We start from the raw sequence: 16,381 nt of genomic DNA on the forward strand, positions 1-16,381 counted from the left end.
CGATGCTGATATAACATGGGGTTGGCATAGTAATGCTCCTTGCTTGTGTATGAGTGAAAGAACTTCACCGGATATAAAGCAAGATGCGTGCCAGTTTTTATATGTCTGAATTTAAAGGACTTTATTTTTAACGGGCGTGGCGGCAGGCCGGTTTTGCGCAAGATCTTGCGCGAACTGCGCATTTCGTTTGCAGACATTGCGCAAAAAGTTTTTTATGCCAGAAACTGAGCAAGAAGTTGCGCAGAATGCGCAAAAATATCGTTTCGGGCATCAGCCCACCCTCTGAGGTGGGCCGGAAACCCGAAAACGCCCCTCAGGAACGGGGTAGCCAGAGCGTAAAACGGTTCCAGCCATTCTCATGACTCAGGCTGAGCTGCCCACGATGCAGCGTGGCGATCGCCTGCGACATCGCCAGCCCGAGCCCCGTGCCGGGCGAGTGCCGGGCATCGTCCCCGCGCCAGAAGCGGGTGAAGATCTTCTCAGGGTGATCAATCGGCGCGCCGCGGTTTGCCACGGTGATGGTGACGCCGTGCGCCACGGGTTCGGCGCGTATCAGGATGCGATCCCCCTCGGGCGCGTGGCGCAGCGCGTTGGTCATCAGATTCGTCAGCACCCGTTGCAGCAGCAGCTTATCCGCTTCCACCTCGCCTGTGGCGCTCACCTCCACGCGCAGCTCTCGCTCTTCCGCCAGCGGCTCCAGGAAGTCCACCACGTCACCAATAAAGCGTGCCAGGTCGATACGCTGCGGGGTGAGGGCCACGTTGCGGTGATCGGCCCGGGAGAGGAAGAGAATGTTCTCAATCAGCCGCGTCAGGTGCTCCAGCTCCTCGATGTTGCTGCCCAGCAGGGCCTGATACTCCGCCGGGCTGCGCGGGCGTTGCAGCATCACCTGGTTCTGCCCGAGCAGAATATTCACCGGGGTACGCAGCTCGTGCGCCAGGTCGTCGGCAAACTGGGTCAGGCGAGAGAAATCCTCCGCCAGCCGCTGGCGCATCACGTTCAGCGACTGGCCGAGCGGCAGCAGCTCCGCGGGCAGGGTTTCCAGCGCCAGCGGTGAGGCCAGCTGGCGGCTGTCGGTGCGGGCGGTCTGTTGACTCAGGGTAGCGATGGCCCGCAGGCTGCGGCGAATGAGCAGCTGGCTGGCAATGCCTGCCAGCAGGATGGCGACCAGGGAGATGATCAGGCTGTTTTGACGATAGCGGGCCAGCACCCGGTCACGATCCGTCGATACCCGCGCCACGGAGATGGTCACGTCGCCCACCTGGTCGGAACCGCGCAGGGCTAAGCCCGCGACCTGCTCGCCGTGGGCGGTGCGCCAGTGGTGCAGCAGCCTCGCCGACGGTGGGGTACCGGCCGGCACCGGGGCCATACCGGGGATTGCCACACCGGCCTGGTTGACTTCCACCACGGTGCCGCGCCCCGGTCGGTCAATACGCAGCACATCAAGTCGGGTATCCATCATGCGGTTGAAGTAGAGCGGAAGCGCCTGCGGCTCGGCGCCGTCCAGCAGCAGCTGGCGCAGCTGCGCACCGCGGTTCACCAGAGTCTGGTTGTCGCGCCACACCAGTTCCGCATAGAGCGAGCGGTACAGCGAGACGCTGACCAGCGCGCTGGTGATCGCCACCAGCAGCGTAAACGCCAGCGTCAGGCGCAGGGTGAGTGAAGGTCTGAACATCTCACTCCCCTGCCTGGTTGAGGCGATAGCCCATGCCGCGCACCGTCTCCACCAGCTTCAGCGGATAAGGGTCGTCGATTTTGCGGCGCAGGCGGCGGATTGCCACGTCCACCACGTTGGTTTCACTGTCAAAGTTGATGCCCCACACTTCACTGGCCAGCAGCGTGCGCGGCAGGATCTCCCCGGCGCGGCTGGCGAGAAACCACAGCAGGCTGAACTCCTGCGGAGTAAGGCTGATGCTGTCTCCGCTGCGGGTCACCCGGTGGCGCACCGCGTCCAGCTCCAGATCGGCAATGGTAATGGTAGTGGTGCTTACCGCGTGACGTCGCAGCAGTGCCCGCACCCGCGCCAGTAGTTCGGCAAACGAGAACGGCTTCACCAGATAGTCATCTGCGCCCAGTTCGAGGCCGCGAACCCGGTCATTTACCGCGTCGCGGGCGGTGAGGCAGAGCACCGGCGTGGCTTTCGCGGTGCGCAGCGTCTGCAGTACCTGCCAGCCATCCATCCCCGGCAGCATGATGTCGAGGATAATCAGCCCGTAGTCATGCTCCAGCGCGAGGTGCAGGCCATCGCGCCCGTCGGCGACCGCGTCGATAGTAATGCCCGCTTCGCGCAGCCCTTTGATCAGCCACTGGCGGGTTTTGTCGTTGTCTTCAATCAGCAATACTTTCATGACGCCCATTCTCGCAGAGTCGCGCCGCCTCGCCCAGCGCCGGGAGGGAAGATGACAATATTGTCATGATTCTGACGGATTCGGCACCGGTGGCAGATTGTGCCGCCCCGCTTCGCCTGTATGCCATTTGGATTAGGCATTTGGCTTAAAAACAGCAGAAGATCGCGACATGCGCCGGTTAGCGCTCATTTTTCAACTACCCTTAATGTCTGTTGAGGATGCCAGCCATCCGCTTTCGGCGCGGCGATACCGCTGCGCTGTGTTATCCAGCCGTAATTTTGCGGTTATCAGAGGAGAACGACTATGTCCGAACAACGACCCAATCCTCCCTTCCCTGAGCAACAGCTTGCCTGGCCTGGTGCCACGCGCGATATGCAGCCGCAGCCGGATCACGGCGAAACCAGCTACAAAGGCGCGGGCCGCTTAACCGGCAAAGCCGCCATCATTACCGGTGGTGACTCGGGTATTGGCCGCGCGGTTGCCATTGCGTATGCCCGCGAGGGTGCCGACGTGCTCATCTCCTATTACAACGAGCACGAGGATGCGAAAGAGACCGCACGCCTGGTGGAGGAAGCCGGACGCAAGGCGGTGCTGGTTTCCGGTGATCTGGTGGAAGCGCAGCACTGTCAGGAAGTGGTAGACAAGGCGGTGGAAGCCTTCGGCAAGGTGGATATCGTGGTCAACAACGCAGCGTTCCAGATGACCCGCGACTCGCTGGAGGAGATAGACGACGACGAGTTTGACCGCACCATGAAGACCAACATCTATGCGATGTTCCGCATCTGTAAAGCGGCGGTCCCGCATATGCCTGCGGGTGGGTCGATCATTCATACCGCGTCGGTGAATGCCGATCAGCCGAAGCCGAAGCTTATCGCGTACTCTGCGACCAAGGCGGCGATCGTTAACTTCTCCGGTAGCCTTGCAGCAATGCTGGCAGAAAAAGGCATTCGCTCCAATGCGGTCGCCCCTGGCCCCATCTGGACGCCGCTCATCCCGAGCACCATGCCGCCCGAGCAGGTCAAAGAGTTTGGTAGCCAGGTGCCGCTCCAGCGCGCCGGTCAGCCTGCCGAGCTGGCATCAACCTATGTGATGCTGGCCAGCGATGAGGCGAGCTACATTTCGGGTGCCACCGTTGCCGTCACCGGCGGTGTGGCGGTGATCTGATCCTCCACTCACGGGGTTCACGCCCCGTGAGCCTGCCTTACCCGGCAATCGGCCAGCTTACCGACGGGGCGCGGTTCAGTACCGGCCTGGCAAACAGGTAGCCCTGGAAGTATTTGATGCCTGCGGCTTCGAGCCAGCACCACTCCTCCACTTTCTCGACCCCTTCCGCTACGACGGTGATCTCAAGCTCAGAGCAGCACCTGACGATGCCGTGGACGATGGCCTGTTTCGGGCCGTGAAGATGGATATCGGTGACGATGCTGCGGTCGATTTTGATGCGCCCCGGCTGAAAACGGGTGAGCAGCGACAGCCCGGCAAACCCGGCACCGAAGTCGTCTATCGCCAGGTTAATGCCCGCGGCGCGCAGCTGGCGGATGACGTGCTCGAACTCGTCGAAGCGCGAGATCACTTCGCTCTCGGTCACCTCGACAATCACCTGCTGCGGCACCAGGCCGTGACGTTCAATCTGCGCCAGCAGGATCTCCACCGCGTCCGGAACCTGCACCAGCGAGCCGGGCAGCAGGTTAACGGAAATCATATGGCTGCCGATGTTCACCGCTTTCGCCAGCGCGAAGGCGTTCTCTTTGGAGTGAAGATCGACCTCATACAGCTCGTCGCTGGAGACCGAGGCGAACCAGGCGGCCGGCGAGCCGCCGTCCGGGGTGCGGATCAGCGCTTCGAAGGCTTTAATTTTGCCGGTGAGCGGCTCGACGATGGGTTGCAGGGCGAACTGACAGCTGATGTCCGCGGCGGCGGGCTGCAGGGGGCACAGCGAGCGCGGCGGCGTGCAGTCCACCCGCCAGGCGTCCGGCTGAAACTGCCGGGAGATCTGCTGGCTGTCCGGGCGGCGCAAGAAGGAGCGGATAAATTTGTACACCCGCGCCTCACGGGCAAGGTTGAACGGCACCACGCTGGATTTGACCACCGACTTCAGCACCGCGTGGGCTTTCACATTGCGCAGGTCGAACAGCGCCATGCCGACATTTTCAAAGTGGCGACGCGGGGCATAGTCGCGCATCAGCTCCACCACGAAATCATGCCGCTCGTCCTTGCTGATATGCTCAAACAGGGCCTCAACCGAGGTCAGCGGTCCCTCCAGCACCTGCAAAAACTGGTGACCATCAAAAAGCAGTATGCCGCTGACCTGCAACTCTGCATTACGCGTCTGGGCCTGCGTCACTATCGCTGCCAGGCTCGCCTGGCCGATATCGCCTCTCAGCCGACTGCGGTAAATCAGGGTAGATAGCATCGTGTTCCTGCATTTTTAGGCCATATAGTTAGTCAGTATACCCTGCCGGATTTCACTTCGATCTGATAAGTTACGAGAATATATTCTTTAAATGAATGCTTCGTGCCTTTACCCAGCAAAAACATGCGCATAGCCGTGAAAAATAATTATTCTACGATCAAGGCAGGGGATTCGGTGCCGAAGGCGGGCAGCGGCGCGCGCGAGAAGGCTGGCCCGACGCGGGTCGGCACTTTACAGATTAATGCCATTGCGCCATTCCCTTAAGTTTCATAAACCTGTGACATAGTATCGAACATGGCACATCTCCCCGCCGTGCCATGCGGGACCAGGAGACCAGATGAATACCACTGCAACAACCCTGACGCCGGACCAGGCGCTTGAGAAACTGGAAGCACTCTACGATGACGCGGTGAACGCGCTGCGCGAGGCGATCAAAGCCTTTATTGAGAACGGTACTCTGCCGGAAGAAGCCCGCCGGGCCGACGGCCTGTTCGTCTACCCTGAACTGTCGGTAAGCTGGGACGGCATCGCCCGTCAGGAGAAGAAGACCCGCGCCTATGGCCGCTTCACCCATCCCGGCTGCTACACCACCACCATTACCCGCCCGGCCCTGTTCAGCGGCTACCTGCGCGAACAGCTGACCATGCTGTACGAAGATTACGGTGCGCGTATTGAAGTAGGACCGTCACGCCACGAAATCCCCTACCCTTACGTGATTGACGGCTCAACGCTTATTCTCGACCGTTCGATGAGCGCCGGGCTGACTCGTCACTTCCCGACCACCGAGCTGGCGCAGATTGGTGACGAGACGGCCGACGGGCTGTTCCACCCTACCGAGTTCTACCCGCTGTCGCACTTCGATGCGCGACGCGTTGATTTCTCGCTGGCGCGCCTGCGCCACTACACCGGTACGCCGGTGGAGCACTTCCAGCCGTTCGTGCTGTTTACCAACTACACCCGCTACGTGGATGAGTTCGTCAGCTGGGGATGCAGCCAGATCCTCGACCCGGACAGCCCTTACGTGGCGCTTTCCTGCGCCGGTGGAAGCTGGATCACCGCCGATACCGAAGCGCCCGAACAGGCGATTTCCGATCTGGCGTGGAAAAAACACCAGATGCCGGCCTGGCACCTGATCACCGCCGACGGTCAGGGGATTACGCTGATCAATATCGGCGTCGGCCCGTCGAACGCGAAAACCATCTGCGATCATCTGGCGGTGCTGCGCCCTGACGTCTGGCTGATGATCGGCCACTGCGGCGGGCTGCGTGAGAGCCAGTCGATTGGCGATTACGTGCTGGCCCACGCCTACCTGCGCGACGACCACGTGCTGGACGCGGTGCTGCCGCCGGATATCCCGATCCCCAGCATCGCCGAGGTGCAGCGCGCCCTGTATGACGCCACCAAAGAGGTGAGCGACATGCCAGGGGAAGCGGTGAAGCAGCGCCTGCGTACCGGGACGGTGGTCACCACCGACGACCGCAACTGGGAGCTGCGTTACTCCGCCTCGGCGCTGCGCTTCAACCTGAGCCGCGCGGTGGCGATCGATATGGAAAGTGCCACCATCGCCGCCCAGGGCTACCGTTTCCGCGTTCCGTATGGCACGCTGCTGTGCGTCTCCGACAAGCCGCTGCACGGGGAGATTAAGCTGCCCGGCCAGGCGAACCGCTTCTACGAAGGGGCGATCTCGGAGCACTTACAGATTGGTATTCGCGCCATCGACCTGCTGCGCGCTGAAGGGGAACGCCTGCACTCGCGTAAGCTGCGTACCTTCAACGAACCGCCGTTCCGTTGATCGCTCATCACAAGGAAACAGGATGCAACCCACTACACCGCTCGGCGCGCTGCGCGCGCTGATGCAAACCCGCGGGCTGGACGGCTTGCTGGTCCCCAGGGCCGACGCGCACCAGAGCGAAGACTGCGCCCCGCACGATAACAAGCTCGCGTGGCTCACCGGCTTTACCGGTTCCGCCGGGCTGGCGCTGGTGCTGGCCGACCGCGCGCTGCTGTTTGTCGATGGCCGCTATCAGGTGCAGGTCCAGCACGAAGTGGACACCCGCGCGTTTGAGATCCATCACCTGCATAACGAGCCGGTCACGCAGTGGATCGCCGAACACCTTGCCCCCGGCGCACGCATCGGTTTTGAACCGCTGCTGATGGTGAACAGCCAGTACGAAGCGCTGTGCGCCAGCCGCTGTGAGCCGGTTGCGCTGGACAGCGATCCGTTCGACGCGGTCTGGCACGATCGCCCCGCCGCCCCGTGCGGTGCCATTACCGCGATGCCGCTTGAGATAAGCGGCGAATCCTCAGCCGATAAGCGCCAGCGTGTTGCCCAGGCGCTGCGCGATGCGGCGGTGGATTATCTGGCAATTACGCTGCCGGACAACATTGCCTGGCTGCTCAACGTGCGCGGCAGCGACGTGGCGATGAGCCCGGTGCCGCACTCGTTTTTACTGATTGACCAGCAGGGCGACACTGAATGGTTCGTTGCCCCTGAAAAGCTGGCCTCGCTTGACCCGGCAGCCATCGCCGGGGTGATGATCTCCCCACCGCAGGCGTTTGTTGGTCGAGTGGCCGAGCGCGCCGCCGGACGCGTCGTCGCGCTGGACGCGGATTTCTCGCCGGTGGCGCTGCGGTTTGCCGTCGAGGCAGCGGGCGGCACCGTGCGCTGGCAGAGCGACCCGGTGACCTGGATGAAAGCGCTGAAAAATCCGGTAGAGCTGGAGGGGTATCGCGCCAGCCATCGCGAAGACGGTGCCGCCTGGGTGAATTTCCTCGCCTGGCTGCAGCGCGAAGTACCGCGGCGTGAAGCGGCGGGCGACCCCATCACCGAGCTGGAGGCCCAGGAAAAACAGCTGGAATTCCGCCAGCAGCGTGCGAGCTTTATCGAACCAAGCTTCACCACCATCTCGGCGGCGGGCAGCAATGCGGCGATGTGCCACTACCACTCCTCGCCGGAGACTAACCGGCCCATCACCCGCGGGGAGTTCTATCTGAACGACTCCGGCGGCCAGTATCTGAACGGCACCACCGACGCCACGCGTACGCTGTCGTTCGGGCCGCTCGACGCGCCGCGCCGCCTGCACTATACCGCGGTGCTGAAGGGCTTCCTGGCGCTGATCACCCTGCCGTTCCCGAACGGCACTCAGGGCCACCAGCTGGATGCCGTTGCGCGCCGTCCGCTGTGGGAGCTGGGGCTGGATTTCGACCACGGTACCGGCCACGGTGTGGGTCACCGGATGCTGATCCACGAACTGCCGCAGCGCATTGCCAAAAAGGTGAATCCGTGGCCGCTGCTGCCCGGCAGCATCATGACCATCGAGCCGGGCTACTATCTGGCAGAGCAATACGGTATCCGCATTGAAAACCAGGTGGAGGTGGTTAAGGCCGCGCCGGGCTTCAGCCGCTTCTCGACGCTGACCCTGATCCCCATCGATCTCAGCCAGGTGGAAATTGGGCTGCTGAGCGAGCAGGAGAAAGTCTGGCTCGATGACTATCACCAGCAGGTGCGCGAGACGCTCTCCCCGCTGGTCGACGAAGACGCGCGGGCATGGCTGTTTGCCGCCACGGCGTCGCTGCGGGTGCAGACCGGAGCATAACGGCGGGAAACGGTTAATTTTGCGCAGTTTTGCGGAATTAATCAGCAACCGCGCGAGGATGTGCAAAAAGGGCTTTGACAAGCCCTTTTACCCTCGTTACTATGCGCCCCGTTCACACGATTCCTCTGTAGTTCAGTCGGTAGAACGGCGGACTGTTAATCCGTATGTCACTGGTTCGAGTCCAGTCAGAGGAGCCACATTTAAGAAGCCCGCTTATGGCAACATAAGCGGGCTTTTTGCTTTCTGGCCCCAACCCCTTTCGTTGTTCGCTTAAACATTCTTACTACGCATATTACTGTTGCGACGAGAGAACGATACACATTCTTCCATGACTGAGACCCTGCACTACTCTTGCGAAGTCAACTATTCGCCGTGTCTGTTCTCGTTTATTGACGGGGTTGCGCTTGCTGCGTAGCCGTTTTTACCCAGGCATCATCATATTTAATCATCCCATCCAGGTAGTGCCACTCAATACGGGCATAGCGTAGTCCGACGGTTTCAATCATATTGTGGTTGCCCGACCCGGGTATCCAGGTATGGCTGGCATTCACATACATGACGACGACCTCCTCCATGGTCACCCGGTAGACTTCGCGCTCTGTACCGGCATCGTTTGTTTCGTAATATCTCATTTCAGCTTTTTGCAACCGGCGCCCTTCACAGACACAGATTGCAAGCAACGGCGAAAGCTTATCGACCTGCTTATGGATAATGTAGGGGTCATGCTGCCGTGTTCCTCCCATTCTCCCCGTATGGGGATCGACCGGTTGCCGTACTCCGTAACTGCTGCTCATTATCTCGATAGCATTTTCGCGGCCTGCCGCCTGACTCCCACCGCGCAATAGCATACCGTTCTCATCATAAAGAAATAAATATGCGGGTAATGACATGTTAGTTCCTCCCTAAATCAAGAACATTCCCTGCCTTGTCAATAATGAAGGTGTAGTAATAGTGTTTTCCATCAATTGTATAGCTGGTGCCATACGATATTCCTGCTTCCAGCGTGACGGTAAAACAGGTTTCAGGATAAATGAGATGAGCAAAGTCACCACTCAGCAACTCGTTATATTGTTGTGCGTTGGTGGATAATACATAGCGGCTCAACACTTCATTTTTGTCTACCGAAAAGCAAAGACGAGAGTTATCAATGTAGACCGCTCGCCTGCTTCCTGATTCAGCGCCTTCTCTACCTTTTCCTGGACATCCTGTTAGCATAATCAATAAAAGAATCACTGCTCGCTTTATCATTCGGGGAATCTCCCTAAAACCTGCTCATATTTGGTAAGTAATTCCCTGGCAGGTTCTGACGGCTCGTAATCCCGGTACGCGTAGAGATTACTGTTCCCCCAAAATCCGTAGTGCCTGAGTAACCAGTAGTCGCTAACGATTGATGCCTGCTGTTCCAGGCCGTACTCGAGTAAGTCTTTGTCTAAACTATACGTGTAATCTGCGGCCCATGAGAATGCGCCGCGTACGCGCACCCACATTCCACGTTGATGCTGCCAGACATGCATCATTTCATGCATAAACAGATGTTGTGCCGCTGGGGTTCGCTGATTTGATGGCATAGAAAAGTCATTTTCATATGTTCTATCTCTGAACCACATTTCGCCGTCAGGACTCATTGCCTGTGCAGGATTCTGTAGATTGAATGGCAGATAGCTTTCGAGGTGGATCCAGACTTTATTATAATAAATACTGAAGCCATAAAGAGAACGGGCCAGATTGATTTCTCCCAACCTCAACCGTCTTAGCCCGCCCTCAGACGTAGCCGGCCAACTAATGGAATGCTGATTATGCACTTTTTAATTCCTCAAAAAGTAAAAGCGGAGTGTTAATGCTCCAGCGATCATAATCATCTTCTGGGAAATAGTTTCGATCCGGTTCTCACAATTGTTTTTTACTTTTCCCCGCAAGCGCTGGCTTTAACCAAAAAACAGCACCAATATATATCAAAGGAAAATAAAACAACGGCGAATCATAATATGATTTGATAGATAATAAGATAAGAGCAACGTTGAATGTTCGGTGTGGGGACGATGCTCATCATTATGTCATGCTCACTATTACTGTGGATGCACCACGTAAACGTCGCATTTTCGCCAGACGCATGCACAGGTATTTCCTGCACAGGTAAAATAAAGACAACAAAAAACCCGCACGTAGGCGGGTTTGTTTCATTATCAGCGCAGATTATCTGCTCAGGCTATTGCCGTCATCGCTGTTGTAAACGTCACTGATAACTGGCGCAGATTACAGCGCGCTGACGTTGCCAGCAGCCGGGCCTTTAGCACCACTTTCGATGGTGAAAGAGACCTTCTGACCTTCGTCGAGGGTTTTGTAGTTGTCGCCCTGGATTGCAGAGAAGTGTACGAATACATCTTTGCTGCCGTCATCAGGAGTGATAAAACCAAAACCTTTATCTGCGTTAAACCATTTTACTAAACCAGTCATTTTATTAGACATAGATACTTCCTTAATTGATGAGCCACTAAATGCGGCATTGATGGCCTGTAGTAGAGTAACTTATTTGGCACTTAGGAGGAGGCTCATGAAGAAGGGTATCTAGGGATATCACTTGAACTGAGGACTGCTTTACTAAAACTGCTTTCATAAGGTCTGTGTTCCAAACCGATGACGCTATTAAGACACAGCAGAATTTATTTAGCAACGTATTCGTTCGTTTATTTTAACCGCTTATACGCCCGGACGGCTATATTCCGCTCCGCTTGAGAGCCTATGCGGGCAATAAAAAACTGTCTGTATTGGCCGTAATTCATCTTCAGCGAGGGTGATGCGCGTTCGATTCTCAGGCAGTGTCACATCAACAGCACCGCCCTGCTCAGGCCTTGCTGGACTGGCGGCTTCAGGGCAGATCTTCCCGTTTCCCCATCCCTTACACCCGGGGCACGTTCGAGGCTACCAGCCCAGCACCAGAGGCCGGTTGACAACGCCCAAACACTTTAGCATTATCTAAATTTAGAAAATTCTAAAGTGTACCAGTATGACTGACCCAACCGCCCTGCAGAATCAGGTAGAAAAAGCCGCAGCGCTGCTGAAGACGCTGAGCCACCCCCAGCGCTTAATGATTTTATGCGTCCTGATTGGCGAGCCCGGTACCGAAGCCGGTGAGCTGAGCAGAATGAGCGGGCTGAGCGCGTCCGCCACGTCCCAACATCTGGCCCGCATGAAGGCGGAAGGCCTGATAGAAGGCGTGCGCGATGCCCGCTTTATCCGCTACCACATCAAAGACGAGGCGATAGTGGCCGTCGTGCAAACGCTAAAAAATATTTACTGCCCGGGAGAATAAGATGTCCGCTCTATTTGTGTCACCCGTTGAGGTGAAAGCCCTTTCCCAACGCCCTCTTTTACTGATTGATGTCCGGGATCAGGATGAATGGCGGCGGGAACATATTTCCGACGCGCACAGTATGCCGCTGGGAAATATCGCTCCCGGCTGCTTCAGTGAAAAGGGATTGCGTCCCTCTGACATCGTAATTTTCCACTGCCAGAGCGGGATGCGAACGGAAAAAGCGAAGGAACAACTGATTGCGGCGGCTCTGCCGGCGAAGGCGCTGATTATGCAGGGTGGGATCGCTGCCTGGAAAGCGGCCGGTTATCCGGTGGTGCGCGACCGCCGTCAGCCGTTGCCGTTGATGCGCCAGGTACACATTGCTGCCGGTGCGCTGGCGCTGGGTGGAACGCTGGCCGGAGCGCTGCTCTCCCCGGCGTTTTATGTTATCCCCGGCGTTGTCGGCGCAGGGTTGCTCGTTGCGGGCGTCACCGGCTGGTGCGGGATGGCCCTGTTGCTCTCGGCGATGCCGTGGAATAAAGCGCAGGGGTAATGGCGTCGACGACGCGTGCGCGCTTTACCCCCCTCTTCTGCTGGCATCAGCCCTGGCCGGTTACAGGCGGTCTGCGGTAGTCGGCTCGCCCGACGCCACGCCGTGCACCTTCACCGGCATGCCTGAACGACGCACCAGCGCCTGGTCCACGCGCATCGCATCCACCTCGCCGCGTTGCATCGACGCTCGCAGCATCGGCATCATCGGCAGCGGGACTTTCTTGTCGGACTCAAATTCGGCGCGGTTGCGCGACAGCGGCTCGTGGACTTCCAGCCAGCGGCTGCCGTCCGGTTCGGTGGTCATTTTGACCGGCTGATCGATAAGCTGCACCCGGGTGCCTTCCGGGACGTTATCGAACAGATATTTGATGTCGTCATTGCGCAGGCGGATACAGCCTTGGCTGACGCGCAGCCCAATACCGAAGTTCGCATTGGTGCCATGAATGGCATACAGCCTGCCGATATAGATGGCGTACAGCCCCATCGGGTTATCCGGCCCGGCAGGCACCATCGCCGGCAGGGTTTTGCCCTCTTTGGCGTATTCACGCCGCGTATTCGCGGTCGGCGTCCAGGTCGGGCCGGCCTGCTTGCGCTCCACCGCCGTAACCCAGTTGCGCGGGGTTTCACGGCCCGCCTGCCCGATGCCAATCGGCAGCACTTCCACGGTACCGCCCTCTTTCGGATAGTAGTAGAGGCGCATCTCCGCCACGTTCACCACAATGCCCTCCCGCACGGTATCCGGCAGGATCAGCTGTTCCGGGATAATCAGTTCCGAGCCGGCTTTGGGCAGAAAGGGATCGACGTCCGGATTCGCCTCCAGCAGGTTGCTCAGCCCCTGCCCGTTCTGTGCGGCAAACGCCTCCAGCGGGAAGCGGTTGTCCTGCGGGACGGTAACGGTGCGCACGCTGCCCACCAGCCGGCTGCCTTCAGGCGGCAGCGTATAGGTCACGGCCAGCGCGGCATGGCTGGCGAGAAGCATAAACAGACTGCAAAGCGAAATAACACGAGACATGATGCCGGTTCCTGAAGGGCTGACGTTTCGCTAAGCATAGCGCGTTTTTTGGTTCTTTTTCGCGCCGCCGCTGCGTTTCTCTTTACACACCTTTTCCCGTCAGAGATTGCACCCTCCCGCTTCGCTGGGCATCATACCCGGCTGTTCGGAAAGGAGTTGTCATGCAGGAACTATTAACCACCCTCAACGCGTATGGTTTTGGGCTTCACCACCCCGGCTCGCTGGCGATGGCCGCGCTGGTTATTTTACTTACCGCCCTGGTGGTACACCTCGTTTTACACCGCGTGGTGCTGCGCACCTTTGAGAAACGCGCCACCGCCAGCTCGCGCCTGTGGCTGCAAATCATCACCCAGAATAAGCTGTTCCACCGCCTCGCCTTCACCCTGCAGGGGATCATTCTCAATGTTCAGGCGGTGCTGCTGCTGCCGAAGGGCGGCGATGCGGCGATGATTATCAGCACCTGCGCTCAGCTGTGGGTGATGCTCTACGCGCTGCTGTCGTTCTTCTCGCTGCTCGACGTGGTGTTTGAGCTCTCCGGGAACGCGGCGTTCGCGTCCCAGCTGCCGCTGAAGGGGATTTTCCAGGGCGTGAAGCTTATCAGCGCGCTGGTCATTGGCATTCTGATGATCTCGGCGCTTATCGGTAAATCCCCGGCGATTCTGATAAGCGGGCTGGGGGCGATGGCTGCGGTGCTGATGCTGATCTTTAAAGATCCGATACTCGGGCTGGTGGCCGGTATTCAGCTCTCGGCCAACACCATGCTCAAGCTCGGCGACTGGCTGGAGATGCCGAAATATGGCGCTGACGGGGCGGTCATCGATATCGGCCTTACCACCGTGAAGGTCCGCAACTGGGATAACACCATCACCACCATCCCGACCTATGCGCTGGTGTCGGACGCGTTCAAGAACTGGAGCGGGATGCAGGCCTCGGGCGGGCGTCGCATCAAGCGCAGCATCAATATTGATATCACCAGCATTCATTTCCTCTCCGAAGAGGAACAGGCGCGGCTTATTCGCGCCCGCCTGCTGAAGCCCTATATGGACAGCCGCAGCGCGGAAATCAGCGAATGGAATCAGGAAAACAGCGGCGATGAGTCGGTGCTGAACCGGCGCAGCATGACCAATATCGGCACGTTCCGCGCCTGGCTCAACGAGTATCTGCGTAACCATCCGCGGCTGCGCAGAGACATGATGCTGATGGTGCGCCAGCTGGCACCGGGCCCGGACGGGCTACCGCTGGAGATTTACGCGTTCACCAATACCGTAGTGTGGATGGAGTACGAAGGCATTCAGGCCGATATCTTCGACCATATTTTCGCGGTGGTTGAGGAGTTTGGGTTACGCATTCATCAGACGCCCACCGGGAACGACATGCGTATCCTGGCGGGCCATGTGCAGCGCGGCTGACCGCGCCGCTGCGTTACGGCGAGGTGGGTGAATCCCCCCCGCCGGGGTTATAGCCTGCGGTTGGTGCCACGTTGACCACAGGCTTCTCCGGACGCGGGTATTTCCACAGCCAGCGCCCACTCACCATGCGCCAGTAGAACAGCGCGCCGCGCACCGCCCAGTCCATGAACATCCCGAGCCAGACGCCCACTACGCCCATCCCGAAATGGATGCCGAGAATATAACCGGCAATTACCCGGCAGCCCCACATGCCCAGCATTGACACCCACATCGCAAAGCGGGCATCGCGCGCGCCTTTCAGCCCCGCCGGTAGCACCCAGGAGGCGGCCCAGATCGGCATAAAGGCCGCGTTGAGCCACAGCAGGATCTTCACGACCTCCTTCACATCCTCTTCGCGGGTGTAGAACGAGGCGAACAGCCCGGCGAACGGCGCGGTTGTCCAGGCGATAAACGTCAGGCCAATGGTGGAGAGCCAGAACACGTGCCGAAGCTGACGCTCTGCCTGGCCAATCTGCCCTTTTCCGAGGCGTTTTCCGGTGATGATGGTAGAGGCCGAGCCCAGCGCGTTACCCGGCAGGTTTATCAGACCCGCCACCGAGAACGCAATAAAGTTACCCGCGATAACGTTAGTGCCCATCCCGGCGACAAACATCTGGGTCAGCAGCTTCCCGCCGTTAAACAGCACCGACTCAATGCTGGCCGGAATGCCGATAGCCAGCACCTCCCACAGAATATTGCCCTGCAGGCGGGTGAAGTAACTTTTCAGCGAGATACGCAGCGTGGGGTTAATGCCAATCACCAGTACCCAGATGATCGCCACCGCGCCGATATAGCGCGAAATGGTGATCCCAAGCCCGGCGCCAATAAACCCGAGTCCGTCCCAGGAGAACACGCCATAGATCAGCAGGGTACTGATAATGATATTGAGGATGTTCATCCCGCCGTTGATCAGCAGCGGGATTTTGGTGTTGCCCGCGCCGCGCAGCGCGCCGCTGCCGATAAGTGCGATGGCCGCTGCGGGATAGCTCCAGGCCGTCAGCTGCAGGTAGATAAGCGCAAGGCGTTTCACCTCCGCCGTCGCCTCACCGGCAACGACATCAATGATTTGCTCCCCGGTCACGTGAATCAGGCCGGCAAGGAAGACTGAGAAGATAGTCATCAGCACCAGCGACTGTCGCGCTGCCGCCCTTGCCCGGGCCGGGTCACGCTTGCCGATGCTGTAGGCCACCACCACGGTGGTACCGAGATCCACCGCGGCGATAAAGGAGAGGATCACCATGTTGAAGCTGTCCGCCAGCCCGACGCCGGCCATCGCTTCTTTACCCAGCCAGCTGACCAGGAAGGTGCTCAGCACCCCCATCAGCATTACGCAGGTGTTTTCCAGAAATATAGGCACCGCCAGCGGGGTGATCTCGCGCCAGAACAGCACGCGATAGCTCTTTCTTTTTGCGTACCACGGGGTGCGCATCACCGCCTGACGTAACGTCGCAGCCAGATTCACGTTTGCTCCAGGACAGAAAGATGAAACTTCATTTCAATAATGAGACAGAGATACCGATCCTGCAAAGCATTTCCGGTCAATTGTCGTTTTGCGCCTCAGGATGGTGAGAGTTTAGCCAACTGCACGCCACGCGCCGTATTGAGGTTTGACAAAACTTTTTTGGCCGTTAAGATAGGCCTCCACAATTCCTCTGTAGTTCAGTCGGTAGAACGGCGGACTGTTAATCCGTATGTCACTGGTTCGAGTCCAGTCAGAGGA

At 58.7% G+C, this 16,381-nt stretch carries 16 protein-coding genes and 2 tRNA genes; 8 read left to right on the forward strand and 10 right to left on the reverse strand.

Annotated elements, in window-relative coordinates:
* The 3 genes from DW58_RS21370 to hprR form a co-directional block, all read right to left on the reverse strand.
* Positions 1-197: hypothetical protein (locus tag DW58_RS21370; protein WP_235810693.1), on the reverse strand; the 197-nt coding region annotated here is incomplete at its 3' end.
* Positions 198-313: 116 nt separating this feature from the next.
* On the reverse strand, positions 314-1,675 hold the full coding sequence (locus tag DW58_RS09690; RefSeq protein ID WP_024550116.1) for a heavy metal sensor histidine kinase: 1,362 nt from the start codon (positions 1,673-1,675) through the stop codon (positions 314-316).
* A 1-nt stretch (position 1,676) separates the two neighbouring features.
* The gene (gene hprR, locus DW58_RS09695; protein WP_024550117.1) at positions 1,677-2,348 is read right to left on the reverse strand and encodes a response regulator transcription factor HprR; all 672 of its coding nucleotides are present in this window, start codon (positions 2,346-2,348) and stop codon (positions 1,677-1,679) included.
* A gap of 303 nt (positions 2,349-2,651) precedes the next feature.
* On the opposite strand from hprR, the gene DW58_RS09700 reads away from it, so the two are divergent.
* The gene (locus DW58_RS09700) at positions 2,652-3,512 is read left to right on the forward strand and encodes a glucose 1-dehydrogenase (RefSeq protein ID WP_024550118.1); all 861 of its coding nucleotides are present in this window, start codon (positions 2,652-2,654) and stop codon (positions 3,510-3,512) included.
* A 37-nt stretch (positions 3,513-3,549) separates the two neighbouring features.
* Here the strand turns inward: DW58_RS09700 and DW58_RS09705 are convergent, their stop codons facing one another.
* On the reverse strand, positions 3,550-4,761 hold the full coding sequence (locus DW58_RS09705) for a diguanylate phosphodiesterase (protein ID WP_024550119.1): 1,212 nt from the start codon (positions 4,759-4,761) through the stop codon (positions 3,550-3,552).
* Positions 4,762-5,098: 337 nt separating this feature from the next.
* On the opposite strand from DW58_RS09705, the gene DW58_RS09710 reads away from it, so the two are divergent.
* The 3 genes from DW58_RS09710 to DW58_RS09720 all read left to right on the forward strand — a co-directional run bounded on the left by DW58_RS09710 (position 5,099) and on the right by DW58_RS09720 (position 8,554).
* On the forward strand, positions 5,099-6,553 hold the full coding sequence (locus DW58_RS09710; protein ID WP_024550120.1) for an AMP nucleosidase: 1,455 nt from the start codon (positions 5,099-5,101) through the stop codon (positions 6,551-6,553).
* Positions 6,554-6,575: 22 nt separating this feature from the next.
* Positions 6,576-8,357, forward strand: a complete 1,782-nt coding sequence (locus DW58_RS09715) for an aminopeptidase P family protein (protein ID WP_024550121.1) — start codon at positions 6,576-6,578, stop codon at positions 8,355-8,357.
* Positions 8,358-8,478: 121 nt separating this feature from the next.
* Positions 8,479-8,554, forward strand: a tRNA-Asn gene (locus DW58_RS09720).
* Positions 8,555-8,743: 189 nt separating this feature from the next.
* Here DW58_RS09720 and DW58_RS09725 read toward each other — a convergent pair.
* The 4 genes from DW58_RS09725 to cspE form a co-directional block, all read right to left on the reverse strand.
* Complete coding sequence (locus DW58_RS09725) at positions 8,744-9,247, reverse strand: Hcp family type VI secretion system effector (RefSeq protein ID WP_024550122.1); 504 nt, start codon at positions 9,245-9,247, stop codon at positions 8,744-8,746.
* Position 9,248: 1 nt separating this feature from the next.
* Complete coding sequence (locus DW58_RS20065) at positions 9,249-9,605, reverse strand: putative T6SS immunity periplasmic lipoprotein (RefSeq protein ID WP_235047721.1); 357 nt, start codon at positions 9,603-9,605, stop codon at positions 9,249-9,251.
* Complete coding sequence (locus DW58_RS09730; RefSeq protein ID WP_024550123.1) at positions 9,602-10,159, reverse strand: hypothetical protein; 558 nt, start codon at positions 10,157-10,159, stop codon at positions 9,602-9,604. Before DW58_RS09730 ends, DW58_RS20065 begins: the two co-directional genes overlap by 4 nt.
* 451 nt (positions 10,160-10,610) lie before the next feature.
* Positions 10,611-10,823 (reverse strand): transcription antiterminator/RNA stability regulator CspE, encoded by a 213-nt coding sequence (gene cspE / locus DW58_RS09735; RefSeq protein ID WP_024550124.1) that lies wholly within the window; start codon positions 10,821-10,823, stop codon positions 10,611-10,613.
* 538 nt (positions 10,824-11,361) lie between these two features.
* Between cspE and DW58_RS09740 the strand changes: the two genes are divergently transcribed.
* Complete coding sequence (locus tag DW58_RS09740; RefSeq protein WP_024550125.1) at positions 11,362-11,667, forward strand: ArsR/SmtB family transcription factor; 306 nt, start codon at positions 11,362-11,364, stop codon at positions 11,665-11,667.
* 1 nt (position 11,668) lies between these two features.
* Complete coding sequence (locus DW58_RS09745; protein WP_024550126.1) at positions 11,669-12,202, forward strand: rhodanese-like domain-containing protein; 534 nt, start codon at positions 11,669-11,671, stop codon at positions 12,200-12,202.
* 60 nt (positions 12,203-12,262) lie between these two features.
* On the opposite strand, the gene ldtA is transcribed toward DW58_RS09745, so the two are convergent.
* Positions 12,263-13,213, reverse strand: coding sequence for a L,D-transpeptidase (gene ldtA / locus DW58_RS09750; RefSeq protein ID WP_024550127.1), 951 nt, complete (start codon positions 13,211-13,213; stop codon positions 12,263-12,265).
* A gap of 161 nt (positions 13,214-13,374) precedes the next feature.
* Between ldtA and DW58_RS09755 the strand changes: the two genes are divergently transcribed.
* Positions 13,375-14,622 (forward strand): mechanosensitive ion channel family protein, encoded by a 1,248-nt coding sequence (locus DW58_RS09755; RefSeq protein ID WP_024550128.1) that lies wholly within the window; start codon positions 13,375-13,377, stop codon positions 14,620-14,622.
* Positions 14,623-14,635: 13 nt separating this feature from the next.
* On the opposite strand, the gene DW58_RS09760 is transcribed toward DW58_RS09755, so the two are convergent.
* Complete coding sequence (locus DW58_RS09760; RefSeq protein ID WP_024550129.1) at positions 14,636-16,123, reverse strand: EmmdR/YeeO family multidrug/toxin efflux MATE transporter; 1,488 nt, start codon at positions 16,121-16,123, stop codon at positions 14,636-14,638.
* A gap of 186 nt (positions 16,124-16,309) precedes the next feature.
* Between DW58_RS09760 and DW58_RS09765 the strand changes: the two genes are divergently transcribed.
* Positions 16,310-16,381: transfer RNA gene (locus DW58_RS09765), tRNA-Asn, on the forward strand.

Source organism: Siccibacter turicensis LMG 23730, assembly GCF_000463155.2.
GTDB classification, from domain to species: Bacteria; Pseudomonadota; Gammaproteobacteria; order Enterobacterales; family Enterobacteriaceae; genus Siccibacter; species Siccibacter turicensis.